This window comes from Methylobacterium sp. E-046, assembly GCF_022829625.1.
GTDB lineage: Bacteria > Pseudomonadota > Alphaproteobacteria > Rhizobiales > Beijerinckiaceae > Methylobacterium > Methylobacterium longum.
The window spans coordinates 1-15,753 of sequence record NZ_JAKSYP010000034.1; the positions used below are offsets into that span (position 1 = coordinate 1).

Sequence of the window (15,753 nt, forward strand, 5' to 3'; positions counted from 1 at the left end):
CTTCACAGCGCCAAACACCCGTCGGTGAGCTCAGAAAGAAGAACAACAGATCGGCACAAGTCTCTCACGCCAAGCCCTAAAGCTTGGCCGCAAGGACAAACGCCGCCCGCGTCTCCCTTCCTCAATCCAACTTGTCAAAGATCAGTAATCACTCTCGTAATTACCGGCTGAGGAGAAGTCAAGTACCTCGGCTTTCGCCAGATCTACTTTTCTAAACCTCGGGAAGTCCGTCCGACCCGCTCCGTTTTTCTTCCGGACCGCGTCGGGAGGCGCCGTATAGGCTGCCCCGAACCGTCGTGTCAACCGCCCTTTTTCCCCGCGTCGGAACCGAACCGGCCGAGCCGACCACCGGTGCCTCCGTCGACGACGCGCCGTGCGGGGCGACCCGGGGGTCATCCCTGTCCGGCACTGAACGATGGACGCTCCATCAGCCGCCGCGCACCGGGTTTGAGCCTGGCCCAAGCCCGTCGGCGTCCCGACCCGAGGGTCGAAGCCGGCCGGCGATGCGGATGGAAGTATCGGCGGACGGCGTACCGTCGCTGCCGATGAAGCCGATGTAGTGAACCGCATCGCGATGCGCAAGACGCAGGCTGGGATGCGGGCTGCGGCGGGTTCGCCGGCCCTCTCCCCGATCGCGGGCGCAACCCCGCGACGCGACCCGGGATCATCGGGCCTTCCGGCAGCCTTGTCGGGGCGCACGACTTGCGAGCCGGCCCATCCGCCCCGCATCGAACGAGGACACGGCATGTCGCGTCACTACGAGATTCCCGCCCGTCCCGACGCAATGGTGCTGGGCACCTTCGACGCCGCGCGACCGCCCGTCCTCACGGTGGCGTCCGGCGATACCGTCACCCTGCACGCCCATCCGGCGGGCGGCCGCGAGTCGCTCCATCCCGATCCGGCCCGGGTGCCGGCCGACCTGCGGCACGCCCTCGACACGCTGGAGCGCGGCCTCGGGCCGCACGTCGTCACCGGCCCCATCCACGTGGAGGGTGCCGAGCCCGGCGACATGCTGCAGGTCGACATCCTCGACCTGAAGTTCCGCCTCGATTGGGGCTTCGTGTCGATCCTGCCGCTGCTCGGCACCCTGCCGGACGAGTTCACGGACTACGAGACCGTCCACGCCGACATCGACACGGCCCGGGGCGTCTGCCGCCTCCCCTGGGGTACCGAGCTGCCCCTCGACCCGTTCTTCGGCATCCTGGGCACCGCCCCGCCCGCCGCCTGGGGCCGGGTCGGAACTTCGGTGCCGCGGGCCTTCGGTGGCAACATGGACAACAAGGAGCTGAAGGTCGGCACGTCCCTCTATCTGCCGGTGTTCAATCGCGGCGGCGGCTTCTACGCGGGCGATGGCCACGGCGTGCAGGGCGACGGTGAGGTCTGCGTCACCGCCCTGGAGACGGGACTGACCGGCACCTTTCGGCTCACCGCGCGCCGCGATCTCCAGGGCACCTGGCCGTTCGCCGAGACCCCGACCGACCTGATGAGCATCGGCCTCCACGAGAGCCTCGACGAGGCCATGCGCCAGGCCGTGCGCGGGATGGTGCGCCTCGTCTGCGCGCGAACGCACCTGACGCGCAACCAGGCCTACATGCTGTGCTCGCTCGCCGGGAACCTGCGGATCACCCAGACGGTGGACGGCAACAAGGGGGTCCACATGCTGCTCCCGAAGGCCGCGCTGACCATCCCCTGACCTGTCCGGCCCGCCGCCGCGGGTCGGAGCGCGACGGCGGGCCTCGCTGCGATGAACGCAGATCAATCAACGATTTAACTTAGATTAATGCTGTCGATCTCGCGCATTTAAACGTCGAATTAGCTTCTACCGGCCTATTGGAATCCGATCTTCTGCCGCGCGCCGCCCGGCAGCCCATTCCAAGGCACGTGGCATGAGCCCGGATCCCCAGCCTGCCGCCCAGTCGCGCCGGGAAGCGGCGTGGCCGATCCCGGTGCGGCCGGGCGCCGCGCCGGTCGAGCCCCTGCAGGCCTACCTCGACGCGGTCCGGCAGGGCCTGCTGATGATTGATGCCGGCGGTACGGTGATCGCCGCCAACCGCCCCGCGCGGCGGCTCCTGGCCGACCTGTCGGTGGGGCTGCGGACGAACGCCGCCGCCGTTCCGCTGATGCGCGCGGTGCGGGGTGGACCTGCCCCGTCGCGGCGCGCGGCGTTCCTGGCCCTGCGGCGATCGCTCGACCGGCGCCAGCCCGCCGTGTTCGAGCTGCGGCGGGCGGAACACACGGTCCAGGCGGAACTCCAGCCCCTGCCGGACGGAGGCTGGGTCATGACTCTGGAGGATGTCAGCACCCGGAAGGCCATCGAGGCCCGGGCCGACGCGATGGCCCGCCTCGATCCGCTCACCGGCCTGCCGAACCGCCTGTACCTGCGCGAGCGCCTCGCCGAGGCCCTCGCCCGCCTCGCGCGCGACGGCGAGGCCTGTGCCCTGCTGCTGATCGATCTCGACCGGTTCAAGCCGGTCAACGACACCCTCGGCCATCCGATCGGCGACGCCCTGCTGGAGAAGGTCGCCGACCGCCTCCGCTCGACGGTGCGGCCGACCGATACGGTGGCGCGGATCGGCGGCGACGAGTTCGTGATCCTGCAGGCGGGCGTGCGCGACGCGGCGGGCACGCAGGCGCTCGCCCGCCGGATCGTCGACCTGATCGGCCGGACCTACATGGTCGAGGGTCACCTCCTGACCATCGGCGCCAGCGTCGGCGTCGCGCTCGCCCCGGAGGACGGGACGGACGGCGACAGGCTCCTGAAGAACGCCGACCTCGCGCTCTACCGGGCCAAGCTCGACGGGCGCGGCACCTACCGGTTCTTCGAACCCGAGATGGACGCGCGCATGCAGGCGCGCCGCAAGCTCGAACTCGACATGCGCCAAGCCCTGGCGCGGCGCGAGTTCCAGCTCCACTACCAGCCACAGCTGCAACTCCAGAGCGGCACGCTGATCGGCTGCGAGGCCCTGATCCGCTGGCGGCATCCCGACCGGGGGCTGGTGTCACCCCTCGACTTCATCCCGCTCGCCGAGGAGATCGGCCTGATCGTGCCGATCGGCGAGTGGGTCATCCGGCAGGCCTGCCGCGATGCCATGGCGTGGCCGTCCCACATGTCGGTGGCGGTGAACGTCTCGCCCGCACAGTTCAAGAGCGACCGGCTGGTGGAGACGATCATCTCGGCGCTGGCGTCTTCGGGCCTGCCGGCCCAGCGGCTGGAGGTAGAGATCACCGAGGGCGTGCTGCTGCAGGAGAACGCCAAGACGCTCCAGACCCTGCATCGGCTGCGGGAACTCGGCGTGCGGGTCTCCATGGACGATTTCGGCACCGGCTACTCGTCGCTGAGCTACCTGCGCTCGTTCCCCTTCGACAAGATCAAGATCGACCGGTCCTTCGTGAAGGATCTGGCGACCAAACCCGACGGCGAGGCGATCATCCGGGCCATCGCGGGCCTCGGCAAGAGTCTGGGCATGACCACGGTCGCCGAGGGCGTCGAAACCTCCGAGCAGATGCAGCGCATCCGCCTGGAGGGCTGCACGGACGTCCAGGGCTACCTCATCAGCAGACCCGTCCCGCCCGCAGAACTCGCCGAGGTCTTCGCCCTCTATCCACCGGCCTGATCCCCTTCCCACCCGGACGCATTGCCATGAGCGACCTCTACCGCCTCGTCTACGCCAGCAAGAACCTGCTCCAGGGAACGGAGGCCGAGATGACAGCGGCGGTCCGGCAGATCCTGGACGCCTCCCAGCGGAACAACCGGAACGTCGGCGTGACCGGCGCCCTGATGTTCAACGCCGGCGCCTTCGCGCAGGTGCTGGAGGGGCCCCGCCGCGGGGTCGAGGCCACCTTCGAGCGGATCCAGCGCGACCTGCGCCACGGCGACGTGACGGTCCTGCAATGCGGGCCGGCGGAGAGCCGCGGCTTCGAGACCTGGTCGATGGCGTTCGTGGGCCAGTCCGCCCAGGGGCAGGACCGGTTCAGCAGCCTCGCCGCCGAGAGCGGATTCGACCTCGCCCGCCTCGACGGCGACCGGGTCTTCGCCATGCTGCACGGTCTGGTGCTGGAGGAAGAGGCCCTTCCGGCCGGAGCGCCGGCGCCGACGAGCCGTGCCGCGGCCACCCTCGACGTCGCGCAGGTGCGCGCGGAGATCGCGCAGCTGCGGCCGGAGGCCACGGCGCCGGTCGCCGTGCTCGGCCGCGCCACCCCCGCTCCGGATCGCGAGCCGGCCGCCCCGTCCGCCGGAGGCGGGGCCGCTTCGCCGCGGGATGACGCCGAAGCGGCTCTCCGCGTGCTGAGCGCGGCGCTGGCCAGCGAGCGGGATCGTACCAGCGCCCTGCGGGCCGAGATCGACGCCCTGCAGATCACCCTGGCCTCGACCGAGGGTCGGCTCCACGGCCTGCGGGAGGAACGGGACCTCTGGGCCGGGCGGGCTCGGCACCTCGCGCAGGTCATGGTGCGGGAAGCCGATGCCGTGCAGGGCATGCTGGATGCGGTTCCCCCGCGTCCCGTCTCCGACGCGCGCGCCGCCTGACCGGCACACGCGGGATCGCCGGCGGCCGAAAGGCGCGGTCCGTTCTCTTGAAAGTCTGTTCCGTTCTCCATAAAGAACGCGCCGGACGTGCCGAGTCTCCGAGGCGGCACGGAAACGGCGCAGGAGGGAACAGCCGATGGCAGCGGACTTAGCGGCGCGCACGATCGCGGCGACCAACGGCGTCGCGCAGGATACGGCCTTCGGCGCAGTCATCGCGCCGATCCATCTGTCCACCACCTTCAAGTTCCCGGCCTTCGAGCAACCCGGACCTTACGACTACTCCCGCCTCGGCAACCCGACGCGCGACCAGCTCGCCGACACGATCGCCAAGCTCGAGGGCGGCGCCCGGGCGGTCATGGTCGCCAGCGGCATGGCGGCGCTGGATCTCGCCCTGTCGAGCCTGCGCCCCGGCGATCTGCTGGTCGCACCCCACGATTGCTACGGCGGCACCCATCGCCTCCTCAGCATGCGCGGCGCCCGGGGCCACTACCGCGTGGCGTTCGTCGACCAGACCGACCCCGACGCGGTCGCCGCGGCGCTGGCCGAGGCCCCCAAGGTCGTGCTCATCGAGACCCCCAGCAATCCGCTGATGCGGGTGGTGGATGTCCGGCGCCTCACCGCGGACGCGAAGGCCGCTGGCGCGCTGGCCGTGGTGGACAACACCTTCCTGTCGCCGGCCCTGCAGCGGCCGATCGCCCTCGGGGCGGATCTCGTCGTCCACTCGACGACGAAGTTCCTCAACGGCCATTCCGACGTCATCGGCGGTGTCGTCGTCGCGGCCGACAAGGCGGTCGGCGAGGATCTCGCCGCCTGGGCGAACACGATCGGCGTTACGGGATCGCCGCTGGACGCCTACCTGACCCTCCGGGGCCTGCGCACGCTGTTCGTGCGGGTGGAGCAGCAACAGCGGAACGCCGCGGCGCTGGCGGCCTTCCTGGAGGTGCATCCGGCGGTGAGCCGCGTCCACTACCCGGGTCTGCCGTCGCATCCGGGGCACGCCCTTGCCCGGACGCAGCAGGCCGGGTTCGGCGCCATGTTGAGCTTCGAGCTTGCGGGCGGGCGCGACGCCGTGCGGCGCTTCGTCGAGGCGCTGCAGGTCTTCACGCTGGCGGAGTCGCTCGGGGGTGTCGAGAGCCTCGTGGCTCATCCGCCGACCATGACGCACGCGGCGATGGACCCAGAGGCGCGCGCCATCGCGGGCATCACCGATGGGCTGCTGCGCCTCTCGGTCGGGCTGGAGGCCGAGGAGGATCTGCTGGCGGACCTGTCCCGCGGCCTGGCGGCTCTGGGCGGCTGAGCCGGAGGCTCACGCGTCCTCGATCACCTGGAACCCCCCATCGTCCTCGATCACCGTGAACCGCGAGAGGCGCAGGGTCTGGGACCGCTCGGCCGCCTCGTCGCGACACTTGTCGACGTGGACCGCCCGGTTGACCACCTGCAGGTTCGGCGCACCCCAGTAGCCGAGCAGTTCCGGCCAAGGAGCCGCGCGGTGCTCCCGCCAGACCCGGTAGAGCGGCAGCGCGTGATCGACCTCGGCGGTGCGCAGCAACCGCTTTCCCGAGGTCGCGCAGCGGTGGCGCTGGCGAAGCTTGAGCGACCGCACTTGCGCGTGCGGCGCGATCCAGAACTTCCAGGCGGTGACGCAGGCCGCGTGCCAGCCGGCCCGGGCGTTGGGTGCGCCGCTCCCCCAGAGATCTTGGTGCCAGCCGAACCGATAGACGGGCTGGCCGCAGATGCAGCAGGCGCCGCGGCCGCGGGCGTAGGCCGGATCGCGGAAGGGTGCGGGCGGCGTTCGGAAACTCCCGGATCGCCCCTCCGCGCCGAGCTGCCACGTCCAGCCCTCCGGTGTGCCCGACCGGGCCGCCAGGGCCCGCGCGAGTTGATCCGCGCGGAGGATGTGGGCGCGCCAGTAGCTCTCGACGGCGAGCCGCGGTGTCGGTGGAATTAGCGGACGCGCCAGGGCATGCCGAAGCACGGGGGCCGGGAAGATGGGCGGCAAGGCCCGCTCCAGTCTCGCCCGGGCCTGCACGTTGCGGAGGGTTCGCCAGCTGGATGTCGTCATGCCCGGCCGGTGGTAACCCGCGGCCGCCCGGGACGCGACGGCGCCGATGCAACAGCGATCCGGTTCCGCGGCGGGCAGAGCGACGACGCCGAAATCCGTATGTGGCTGCGCCGCATTCCGGAGCCAGCCTCCGCTCAAGGTTAAGCTTGTGTTTCCCGTGAAACATCGGCCCTCCAATAGGAACGGATCGGCGCGCGCCGCGGGGCCCCGCGCCTGCCTGCCGAGCGTTCCACCGGCCCCTGCACCAAGCAGACCGCCGGGTGAGGCGGTTGCCACCTCGGCGGCGAGCGCCCAAGAGGATTGCGGCAAAGGACTTGCCGCCCCTCGCTCATCATCCGCAAAGGCTGCCTCGCCCGTGATCACCGGTCCGTGCCTCATCGTCCAGCCGATCCACGCGGCGGGCCTCGACCGGCTGCGTGCGGCGGGGTTGGAGCCGCGCCCCGCCAGCGGCACCGACGCCGAGACCCTGGCGCGCGAGGTCGCCGGATGTGTCGCCGTCATTACCCGGAACACCGGCTTTCCGGCCCAGGCCATCGCGGCGGCGCCGGATTTGCGGGTCATCGGCGTGCACGGGACCGGCACCGACCACGTGGCCAAGACGGCGGCCACCGAGGCCGGGATCGTCGTGGTCAACACGCCCGGGGCCAACGCCGTATCGGTGGCCGAGCAGACCCTGGCGCTGATCTTTGCCCTGGCGAAGGCGCTGCCGGGCGCCGACCGCTCGGTCCGGGATGGCGACGACAGCTTCAAGTTCACGGCTCGCCTCGTCGAACTCGCCGGCCTGACCCTCGGCCTCGTCGGCTTCGGGGCGATCGGGCAGGCGACCGCCCGGCTCGGCACCGCCCTGGGCCTGCGGGTGCTGGCCTACGGGCCGAGCCGCCCGGACGCCGATTTCGCCACTGCCGGCGCCCTGCGGGCCCCCTCGGTCGACGCGCTCCTGGCCGAGGCCGACATCGTTTCCCTTCACGTACCGTTGACCCCGGACACCCGCGGGCTGATCGGCCGGGACCAGCTCGCCCGGATGAAGCCGGACGCGTTCCTGATCAACACCAGTCGCGGCGGTCTCATCGACGAGGCCGCCCTGGTCGAAGCCCTGGAGACCGGCACGATCGCGGGCGCCGGTCTCGACGTCTTCGCGCAGGAGCCGCTGCCGGCAGATCACCCCCTGGCCCGCCAGGCGCGGGCGATCCTGACGCCCCATGTCGGCGGCTCCACCGGGGCGGCCCTGATCCGCACCGCCGAGACCGCCGCGGCCCGCGTGGTCGATGTGCTGGCCGGCCGGCGGCCGGGCGGGCTGGTCAATCCGGCTGTCTGGGAGCGGCGCCGCGCGCCGTGATGCCCGGAGGCGGCTTGCCGCCGCGAGCTCTGAAGGGCGCGGCCCCCTCCCGGACCAGAGAGGAGGCCCGCGCCCGATCCCGACAGCGCGGCGCAGCAAGCCTCCCCCGTTCGCTCCTCCATCAAGCCCCTGGCGGGCACGCTCGAGATCCGTGGCGGGAATGCGCGGAGCGGTCGGACCCGCGTGAGCATCGCAGTTCGCGACGGCCGGACCTCCGCGGACGCGCGGGGCTCCTGACCGGCCCAGATCACGCGTTTCGTCCGGACCGCGACCGCCCGCCGCGCGCCGTGTCATGCAATCGTCGCAGACGGGCCGGAAAGCCACCCGCTGCATCCGAGGCCAGAGAGGGCTCCATGGACTTCCACCGCCGCTTCACGGTCCTGATGTGCGCTCCGGCCTTCGACCCGGATGACCTGGAGGGCGCGCGGGTCAACCAGATCGTGGCGGCCGTGGAGCAGCGCGGCTTCGAGGTGGTGCGCGCCCGGCGGGTGGAGGACGCCGCCATCGCGGTGCAGACCGACGCGGCGGTCGGCTGCCTCGTGGTCGACTGGGGCAAGCGCGGCCTCGACGGCAAGGCCGCCGCCCTCATCGACATGATGCGCAAGCGCGGCCTGGAGATGCCGATCGTCATCATGGTCCGCCGCAAGCGGCTGGAGGACATCCCGGTCGAGCTCCTCGACTTCATCGACGGCTACATCTTCCTCGCCGAGGAGACGCCGGAATTCATCGCCCGCGGCCTCGTCAGCCGGGTGACGCAGTACGCCCAGACCCTCAAGACGCCGTTCTTCGGCGCGCTGGTCGACTACGCCGAGAAGGGCAACCAGCTCTGGACCTGCCCGGGCCACAACGGCGGCATCTTCTACAACCGGTCGCCGATCGGCCGGATCTTCGTGGAGCACCTCGGCGAGGCGATCTTCCGCGACGATCTCGACAACTCGGTGCTCGACCTCGGCGACCTCTTGACCCACGAGGGGCCGGCGCTGAAGGCCCAGAAGGAGGCCGCCAAGATCTTCGGGGCGGAGAAGACCTACTTCGTCCTCAACGGCACCTCGGCCTCGAACAAGATCGTCCTGTCCTCCCTGGTGGCCGAGGACGACCTCGTCCTGTTCGACCGCAACAACCACAAGGCGGCCCATCACGGCGCCCTGTTCCTGGGCGGCGGCATCCCGATCTTCCTGGAGACCGACCGCAACGCCTACGGGCTGATCGGACCGATCTTCCACGAGGCCCTGGACGAGACCCGGATCCGGGAGAAGATCCGCCGCAACCCGCTGGTGACCGATCCGGAGGCGTGGCGCCGGGAGCGGCCGTTCCGCGTCGCGGTGATCGAGCAGTGCACCTACGACGGCACGATCTACGACGCCCAGGAGATCCTGGAGAAGATCGGCCACCTCTGCGACTACATCCTGTTTGACGAGGCCTGGGCGGGCTTCATGAAGTTCCACCCGCTCTACGCGCGGCGCTTCGCCATGGGGCTGACCGGCCTCGATGAGACCTCGCCCGGCATCGTCGCCACGCAATCGACCCACAAGCAGCTCGCGAGCTTCTCCCAGGCCTCGCAGATCCACACCCGGGACGGGCACATCCGCGGCCAGACCCGGCGGGTCGAGCACAAGCGGCTGAACGAGAGCTTCCTCGTCCACGCCTCGACGTCGCCCTTCTACCCGCTCTTCGCCTCCCTCGATGTCGGCGCCCAGATGATGAAGGGGCGCTCCGGCATGATCCTGTGGGACGACACGATCCGGCTCGGGATCGAGTGGCGCAAGAAGGTCCGGGCGATCCGGCGCGAGTTCGAGGAGAACGAGCGCGACCCGGCGCGGCGCTGGTTCTTCGATCCCTTCGTGCCGGACGTGACCCGGAACGCCGACGGCGCCGAGGTGCCGTGGGAGAGCGTGCCCACCGACGAGCTCGCCGCGACGCCTCGCCACTGGGAGCTGAAGCCGGGCGCCCGCTGGCACGGCTTCACCCACGTGGCGCCGGGCTACGCCATCACCGACCCGAACAAGCTGACGGTGCTGACCCCCGGCTTCGACCGGCACACGGGGGCCTACGCGGAGCACGGCGTGCCGGCCCCGATCGTGGCGCAATACCTGCGTGAGAACCGGATCGTCGCCGAGAAGAACGACCTGAACTCGCTGCTCTTCCTGCTGACCCCGGGGGTCGAATCCTCCAAGGCCGGCACGCTGATCTCGGGCCTCGTCGCCTTCAAGCGGTACCACGACGACAACGCCCCGCTGGAGGAGGCCATGCCGGAATTCGTCAACCGCCGGCCGAACCGCTACCGCGGCGTGCGCCTGCGCGACCTCTGCAGCGAGCTCCACGCCTTCCACCGGGAGGCCGGCACCTCCGCGCTGCAGCGGCGCCAGTTCGCGCCGGAACACCTGCCCGAGATGGTGATGCCGCCCAAGCGCGCCGCCCAGCTGCTGACCCGCAACAAGGTCGACTACGTGCCGATCGCCGAGGCCGAGGGGCGGATCGCCACCACGCTGATGCTGGTCTACCCGCCGGGCATCGGCACGGTGCTGCCGGGCGAGCGCCTGGACGAGCGCGCCAAGCCGATGCTCGACTATTTCAAGATGTTCGAGGCCTCGGCCAACCTGTTCCCGGGCTTCGAGGCCGAGATCCAGGGCGTCTACCGCGAGGTCGACCCGGACGGGCGGATCCGCTTCCACACCTACGTGGCGCGGGAGGGGGCCTGATGGAGATCGAGGTCGAGGCGCCCGGCCTGCTCCCGTCCCGTGCCTGCCCCGACATCGTCATCCGCGCCTCCTCGGACGCCGATGTCGAGGCGATGGTGGCGATCTACGAGCACCATATCGGCAAGGGCGTGACTGATGTCGGCGTCGCCGAGGAGGACCGGCTGCTCCCCGACGACCTGAAGCGGCGGCGCAAGACCATGCGCAAGAAGCGCCTGCCGCACTTGGTGGCCGACCGGGACGGCGCGGTGGCGGGCTACGCCTACGCGGTGCCGTTCCGGAAGCGCCCGGCCTACCGCTACACCCTCAAGCACTCGATCTACGTGCATCCCGACCACCTCCATGCCGGGATCGGCCGACGGCTCCTGCCGGCCCTGATCGAGGCCTGCGCGGCGGGCGGCTACCGCCAGATGATCGGCTACATCGACGCCGAGAACGCGGCGTCCCTGCGCCTCCACGAGGCCTGCGGGTTCGAGCGGGTCGGCTACCTGCGGGCGGTGGGCTTCAAGTACGGCCACTGGTCGGACAGCGTGATGGTCCAGCGCGCGCTGGGGACGGGGTCGGGGGACCGGCCGGGGTAGCGGGTGGCTCAGTGGCCTGAGGCGGACCGCGCCGTCGCGACGAGGTCGACCTCGACGCCGACATCGAGCGCCACCCACTGGCCCGAGGCCCAGGCCCCCTGCCCGACGCCGAACTCGGTTCGGACGAGACCGACCCGCCCGGTGGCGTGCGCCGCGCCGCCTTCGACGGCCAGGTGGAACGGCAGCGTCACGGGCCGGCTCGTGCCGCGGATCGTCAGCGTCCCGGTGGCAGCGTAGTCGCCCTGCCCCTTGTCGACGAAGCGGGTCGCCTCGAAGCGGGCCGTGCTCGACCCCTTGACGTCGAACCAGTCCTTTTGCGGCAGGGCCTCGTCGCGCTGGACGTCCCCGGTCCGCGCGCTGGCGAGGTCGACCAGCACGGTCGCGTGCCCCGCCTCGGGCTTGGCGGGGTCGAACTCCACCGCGGCCTCGAACCGCTCGAACCGCCCGGTGAACGGGACGCCGACCTGCACGCCCGAGAACCGGATCGCGCTCTTGGCCGGATCCACCGTCCACTCGGCGGCGGAGGCCGGCAGGGCCGCGCCCGGGAGCGCGCCCAGCAGCGCCCCCAACAGCACCCCAGAGAGTGCTCTCTGGGGCGCCGCGAGCCGGCCGAGGTGACGCGTGTTCATCGGGTGGGCTCCACGATCGGGGCGGTCGACGGCCGGCGCCCCGGCAGCATGCGGCGCAGCACGTCGTCGCGCAGGAGGAAATGGTGGCGCAGGGCCGCCGCCACGTGGACGGCGAGCAAAGCCGCCAGGACCCACGCCCCCAGGGCGTGGACCCGCTTGAGGATCCCCTCGGCGGCGGCGGGGTCGGGGACGAGGCCCGCCAGCGGCAGGTGCGGCCAGGGCACGATCCCGTACAGCACCGTCGGGATGTTGAACGGCGACAGCGAGACCACGGCCCAGCCGGTCAACGGCAGCCCGACGAGGAGCAGGTAGAGCAGGTGATGCGCCGCCGCGGCCGCCCGCCGCTCCCGTGCCGGCATGCCGGCCGGTTGCGGCGGCGGCCGGTGGGTCAGGCGCCAGAGGACCCGCAGGGCCGTCAGCGCCAGCACGGTGACGCCGACCGACTTGTGCCACTGGTAGAGCTGGAACTGGCGCAGCGGCGCCAGGGCCGCGTGGGTCATGGTCAGCCCGATGCCGATCAGGACGAGCACCGCGAGGGCGCTCGCCCAGTGCAGCAGGATCGCCACGGCCGAGTACCGCCGCGCGGAAACCCCGTTCGCCATGGCGGATCCTCCTGCCCGCGGCCCTTACTCCTGGCGCTCGAAGGCGCCCGCGATGGTGAGGTGCAGCTCGTCGCCGATCAGCGGGACGTAGGTCTTCACCCCGAACTCGGAACGCTTGAGCGTGCCGGTGGCCTCGAAACCGACCGTGACCTTCTTGCTCAGCGGGTTCACGCCGGCGCCGACCAGGGTGACGTCCAGTGTCACCGGCTTGGTCACGCCATGGAGCGTCAGGTCGCCCGTCACCTTCGCGTGGTCCTTGCCGGCCGACATGACCTTGGTGGACACGAAGGTCATGTCGGGGAACTTGGCGGCGTCGAGCCACTGGTCGCCCTTGAGCTCGTCGGTGAGCTTGGCGCTGGTGGTCGTCACCGAGGCGACCGGGATCTTCACCGACAGCTTGGCGGAAGCCGGGTTCTTCGGCTGCAGCTCCAGCGTGCCGGACACGTCCGAGAAGCCGCCGGCATAGTTCGAGAAGCCCATGTGGGACACGCGCCAGCCGACCTGGGTGTGGCCGGGATCAACCGCGTAGGTGCCGGCCTGGATCTGCGCCGGGTCGCGGGTCGGCGGCGTCTGGGCTCGGACGGCGGTGGCGGCCGGGGCGGCGATCAGCAGGGCCAGCAGGCCGGAGGCGAGAATCGACTTCAAGGGTGTCTCCTACAGGGCAGACGGTCGAGCGCGATTCGTTGCGCCGCAGCAGCCCTGTAGACCCGTTCACGGGACCGGTTGAGCCTGCTATCCGGAACCGCATGGTTGCGAGATCGGAAACCTTCCGGGGCGGACTCGAGGATGTGCGGGCCTTCTGCGCCGTCGTCGATCTCGGCACGGTGACGGCCGCGGCCGCGAGCCTGCAGGAGACCAAGGGCAGCGTCAGCCGGCGGATCTCCCGCCTGGAGCAGGCGCTGGGCGCCCGCCTGATGGCGCGGACCTCGCGGGCGGTGTCGCCGACCGCCGAGGGTCTCGCCTTCTACGCCAAGGCCCAGGCGAGCCTGACGCTCCTCGACGAGGCGGCCGAGACCGCCCGCGACGCCCGCACGGTGCCGGCCGGGCATCTGCGGATCACCACCTCCATCGATTTCGGCATCGAGGTGATGCCCGAGATCGTCGCGAGCTTCCGGGAAGCCTACCCGCAGATCACCGTGGAGATGCTGAACACCGACGCGCGCCTCGACCTCGCGGCCAACCGGATCGACCTCGCCCTACGGCTCGGCGGCGCGGAGGAGACCGGCTACCGCGCGCTGGTGCTGGCGACCCTGGCGGTCGGCTTCTACGCCGCCCCCCGCTACCTCCTGCGCCGCCCGGCCCCGACGGACCTCGCCGGGCTGCGCGACCATGACCTGATCCTCGCCCGCGAACGGTTCGGTACCGGGGGACTGGCCCTCACCGACGGGCAGGGCCGCACAGAGCCGCTGGCCGTCACTCCGGCGATCCGCGTCAGCGACTTCGCCACCGCCCACCGGTTGACCCTGGCGGGGGCCGGGATCGGCCATCTCCCGAGCCTCGTCGCCGCCCGTGCCGTGGCGGCAGGCCAGATCGTGCGCGTCCTGAGCCCCTGGGCAACCCGGGGCGCGCATCTGCGGGCCGTCACCCTCGCGGGCCGCGAGTTGCCGGCCCGGGTTCAGGTGTTCCGGGAACACGTGCGCGGCGCGCTCACGACGTGTGATGAAAGCCCAGCAAGGCCGATAATTTGTGCCACGAATACAGGCAACTAGCTAAGGTCATCACTATAAGCGCGCTAAATAGCGCTAAATCGATAAAATTGTATCGGCCGGCGTATCCCGGTTTTGAGGGCTCGCCTGCACGATGCGGTGCAGCGGCGTCCCGAGCCGCACGGCGGCCGCTCCGCGGCGCCGGACCGCATCAATTCTCGCGCGGACGCCCGTCATGCCCCTTCGCAGCAGGTGCCTGCACACCACCCTTCTCGTCGTCGGCGCGCTCGCGCTGGCCGGATCGGGCCTCGCGGGGGCGCCGGCCTTCGCGTCGCTGTCGAGTGCGGCCCGCATCGTTCTGCAGAAGGGACGCCACTACATGCCGACCGATCTGTACCTGCGCCGCGGCGACACGATCACGCTGCGCAACGGCGACGAGAGCCTGATCCACCACGCCTTCATCGAGACGGACCGGTTCTCCTTCGATGCCGGTGACCAGGAACCCGGCACCGAGACGCACCTGACGCTGGCCGAGCCGGGCGACTTCGTGATCCAGTGCGGCATCCACCCGAAGATGAAGCTGACCATTCACGTCCAGTAGACCGACCGGTCCGGGGATCGGGTCAGCTATCGCGGCCGATGCCGAGGCCGCGGAGGATGTCGCCGATCGGATCGATCTTCGCGGCCGGGGCGGCCGGGGTGGATTGGGGGGCGGCGGGCGCGACGGCGGCCCGGTCGGCGGTCGCGGTGCGGGCGAGGGCCGCGTGGCGCAGCCGCGTATTCCGATGCGCCGCGCGCTCGGAGGCCCGGGGCCGGCGTGCCATCGCGGTCTTCCGAAGCGGCTCGGCCGGGCCGGCCATCTCCCCCGGAAGCGGCAGAGCCGGCATCGCGCCGGGCGGCATCACGGCGACGCGCTGCGGCGCCGGCACGGCCCGGGGAAGGTCATCCGAAGTGGCGCGGGCATCAGCGCGGGCATCGGCCCGGATCGTGCCGGTCGTCTCCGGGGCGGCGACGCGGGCCGGCGGGTCCGTCCACGCCACCGGCGCGGCGGCGACGGGCCGGATCGAGCCGGCCTGTGGCTCAGCAATGCCCGGATGCAGACTACGCGCGGCCACGACCAGCCCGAATACGGCAATGGCAGTGGTTGCGAGGGTAGACCGGAAGTGTTCCATAGCGGAAAAACGAACGGCCAAGCTCCTGGTTCCGCGGGATCGGAATCGCAGGCGCGCCTCGGGTCGCACGACCGGACAGAAAAAAGGCCACTCCCGAAGGAGCGGCCCGAAGTCTAGGGAGGAAACGCCCAAGAAGGGCTGCGGGACCGCGACGCCATCGCGATCCCGCACTGCACAGATAGGATACCGCATTGCGGCATGCAACGGTCAGGCGGCCCGAGAGACATGCATAGGTAACGGGGTCCGATCGATCCCGCATTCCCGGGGAGCATGGCAACACGCCCCTACGGCATATCCGGACGGTCGTCGTGTCCGATCAGGCGCTCAACCTCGGCCAGGGCGACGGCGCGGGCCGCCCGCTCCGAGGCATGCGGGCGGTACGACCCGCGGACCAGCTTGCCGCGGTCGCGGATCGCCCAGGTGAACCGGCCGGGATCGTGCCGGCTCGGCCTGACCTCGACCGTGTAGAGATGCCCGCCATTCGCACCCATGCGTAGAATGTGC

General features: G+C 71.1%; 15 protein-coding genes. 9 read left to right on the plus strand and 6 right to left on the minus strand.

Annotated features, from left to right (window positions below):
* The first annotated feature begins 745 nt into the window (after positions 1–745).
* The 4 genes from MKK82_RS01535 to metB all read left to right on the plus strand — a co-directional run bounded on the left by MKK82_RS01535 (position 746) and on the right by metB (position 5,822).
* Positions 746–1,693 carry an acetamidase/formamidase family protein gene (locus MKK82_RS01535; RefSeq protein WP_243984441.1) on the plus strand — a complete coding sequence of 316 codons (948 nt, stop codon included), beginning with the start codon at positions 746–748 and terminating at the stop codon, positions 1,691–1,693.
* 193 nt (positions 1,694–1,886) lie between these two features.
* Positions 1,887–3,614, plus strand: coding sequence for a putative bifunctional diguanylate cyclase/phosphodiesterase (locus MKK82_RS01540; RefSeq protein WP_238292144.1), 1,728 nt, complete (start codon positions 1,887–1,889; stop codon positions 3,612–3,614).
* Between the two features lie 26 nt (positions 3,615–3,640).
* Positions 3,641–4,525, plus strand: coding sequence for a BLUF domain-containing protein (locus tag MKK82_RS01545; protein ID WP_238292142.1), 885 nt, complete (start codon positions 3,641–3,643; stop codon positions 4,523–4,525).
* A 136-nt stretch (positions 4,526–4,661) separates the two neighbouring features.
* Complete coding sequence (gene metB / locus MKK82_RS01550) at positions 4,662–5,822, plus strand: cystathionine gamma-synthase (protein WP_238292140.1); 1,161 nt, start codon at positions 4,662–4,664, stop codon at positions 5,820–5,822.
* Positions 5,823–5,831: 9 nt separating this feature from the next.
* On the opposite strand, the gene MKK82_RS01555 is transcribed toward metB, so the two are convergent.
* On the minus strand, positions 5,832–6,587 hold the full coding sequence (locus MKK82_RS01555; protein ID WP_238292138.1) for a hypothetical protein: 756 nt from the start codon (positions 6,585–6,587) through the stop codon (positions 5,832–5,834).
* Positions 6,588–6,942: 355 nt separating this feature from the next.
* Between MKK82_RS01555 and MKK82_RS01560 the strand changes: the two genes are divergently transcribed.
* The 3 genes from MKK82_RS01560 (at position 6,943) to MKK82_RS01570 (ending at position 11,200) form a co-directional block, all read left to right on the plus strand.
* Positions 6,943–7,923, plus strand: a complete 981-nt coding sequence (locus MKK82_RS01560) for a hydroxyacid dehydrogenase (RefSeq protein ID WP_238292136.1) — start codon at positions 6,943–6,945, stop codon at positions 7,921–7,923.
* A gap of 353 nt (positions 7,924–8,276) precedes the next feature.
* A complete protein-coding gene (locus MKK82_RS01565) occupies positions 8,277–10,622 on the plus strand; it encodes an Orn/Lys/Arg decarboxylase N-terminal domain-containing protein (protein WP_238292134.1) in 2,346 nt (781 codons plus the stop codon).
* Entirely contained in the window at positions 10,622–11,200 is a 579-nt protein-coding gene (locus MKK82_RS01570; RefSeq protein WP_238292132.1) for a GNAT family N-acetyltransferase, read from the plus strand. Before MKK82_RS01565 ends, MKK82_RS01570 begins: the two co-directional genes overlap by 1 nt.
* 8 nt (positions 11,201–11,208) lie before the next feature.
* Here MKK82_RS01570 and MKK82_RS01575 read toward each other — a convergent pair whose 3' ends face one another.
* The 3 genes from MKK82_RS01575 to MKK82_RS01585 are packed head-to-tail and all read right to left on the minus strand — an operon-like array spanning position 11,209 to position 13,076.
* Positions 11,209–11,829: a YceI family protein gene (locus MKK82_RS01575; protein WP_238292130.1), complete on the minus strand. Its 621-nt coding sequence runs from the start codon at positions 11,827–11,829 to the stop codon at positions 11,209–11,211.
* Positions 11,826–12,431, minus strand: coding sequence for a cytochrome b (locus MKK82_RS01580; RefSeq protein ID WP_243984443.1), 606 nt, complete (start codon positions 12,429–12,431; stop codon positions 11,826–11,828). Before MKK82_RS01580 ends, MKK82_RS01575 begins: the two co-directional genes overlap by 4 nt.
* A gap of 24 nt (positions 12,432–12,455) precedes the next feature.
* Positions 12,456–13,076: a YceI family protein gene (locus MKK82_RS01585; RefSeq protein WP_243984445.1), complete on the minus strand. Its 621-nt coding sequence runs from the start codon at positions 13,074–13,076 to the stop codon at positions 12,456–12,458.
* Between the two features lie 101 nt (positions 13,077–13,177).
* Here MKK82_RS01585 and MKK82_RS01590 point away from each other — a divergent pair, with 101 nt between their 5' ends.
* Together MKK82_RS01590 and MKK82_RS01595 are read left to right on the plus strand one after the other, a co-directional pair.
* Positions 13,178–14,140 carry a LysR family transcriptional regulator gene (locus MKK82_RS01590; RefSeq protein ID WP_238292124.1) on the plus strand — a complete coding sequence of 321 codons (963 nt, stop codon included), beginning with the start codon at positions 13,178–13,180 and terminating at the stop codon, positions 14,138–14,140.
* Between the two features lie 172 nt (positions 14,141–14,312).
* Complete coding sequence (locus MKK82_RS01595; RefSeq protein ID WP_238292122.1) at positions 14,313–14,678, plus strand: hypothetical protein; 366 nt, start codon at positions 14,313–14,315, stop codon at positions 14,676–14,678.
* Positions 14,679–14,700: 22 nt separating this feature from the next.
* On the opposite strand, the gene MKK82_RS01600 is transcribed toward MKK82_RS01595, so the two are convergent.
* Entirely contained in the window at positions 14,701–15,192 is a 492-nt protein-coding gene (locus MKK82_RS01600; protein WP_238292120.1) for a hypothetical protein, read from the minus strand.
* A gap of 341 nt (positions 15,193–15,533) precedes the next feature.
* Entirely contained in the window at positions 15,534–15,740 is a 207-nt protein-coding gene (locus tag MKK82_RS01605; RefSeq protein ID WP_238292119.1) for a hypothetical protein, read from the minus strand.
* Positions 15,741–15,753 lie beyond the last annotated feature (13 nt).

Coding starts and splice junctions, on each gene's coding strand:
- MKK82_RS01535 (WP_243984441.1), top strand. CDS start 746: ATGTCGCGTCACTACGAGATTCCCGCCCGTCCCGACGCAATGGTGCTG.
- MKK82_RS01540 (WP_238292144.1), top strand. CDS start 1,887: ATGAGCCCGGATCCCCAGCCTGCCGCCCAGTCGCGCCGGGAAGCGGCG.
- MKK82_RS01545 (WP_238292142.1), top strand. CDS start 3,641: ATGAGCGACCTCTACCGCCTCGTCTACGCCAGCAAGAACCTGCTCCAG.
- metB (WP_238292140.1), top strand. CDS start 4,662: ATGGCAGCGGACTTAGCGGCGCGCACGATCGCGGCGACCAACGGCGTC.
- MKK82_RS01555 (WP_238292138.1), bottom strand. CDS start 6,587: ATGACGACATCCAGCTGGCGAACCCTCCGCAACGTGCAGGCCCGGGCG.
- MKK82_RS01565 (WP_238292134.1), top strand. CDS start 8,277: ATGGACTTCCACCGCCGCTTCACGGTCCTGATGTGCGCTCCGGCCTTC.
- MKK82_RS01570 (WP_238292132.1), top strand. CDS start 10,622: ATGGAGATCGAGGTCGAGGCGCCCGGCCTGCTCCCGTCCCGTGCCTGC.
- MKK82_RS01575 (WP_238292130.1), bottom strand. CDS start 11,829: ATGAACACGCGTCACCTCGGCCGGCTCGCGGCGCCCCAGAGAGCACTC.
- MKK82_RS01580 (WP_243984443.1), bottom strand. CDS start 12,431: ATGGCGAACGGGGTTTCCGCGCGGCGGTACTCGGCCGTGGCGATCCTG.
- MKK82_RS01590 (WP_238292124.1), top strand. CDS start 13,178: ATGGTTGCGAGATCGGAAACCTTCCGGGGCGGACTCGAGGATGTGCGG.
- MKK82_RS01595 (WP_238292122.1), top strand. CDS start 14,313: ATGCCCCTTCGCAGCAGGTGCCTGCACACCACCCTTCTCGTCGTCGGC.
- MKK82_RS01605 (WP_238292119.1), bottom strand. CDS start 15,740: ATGGGTGCGAATGGCGGGCATCTCTACACGGTCGAGGTCAGGCCGAGC.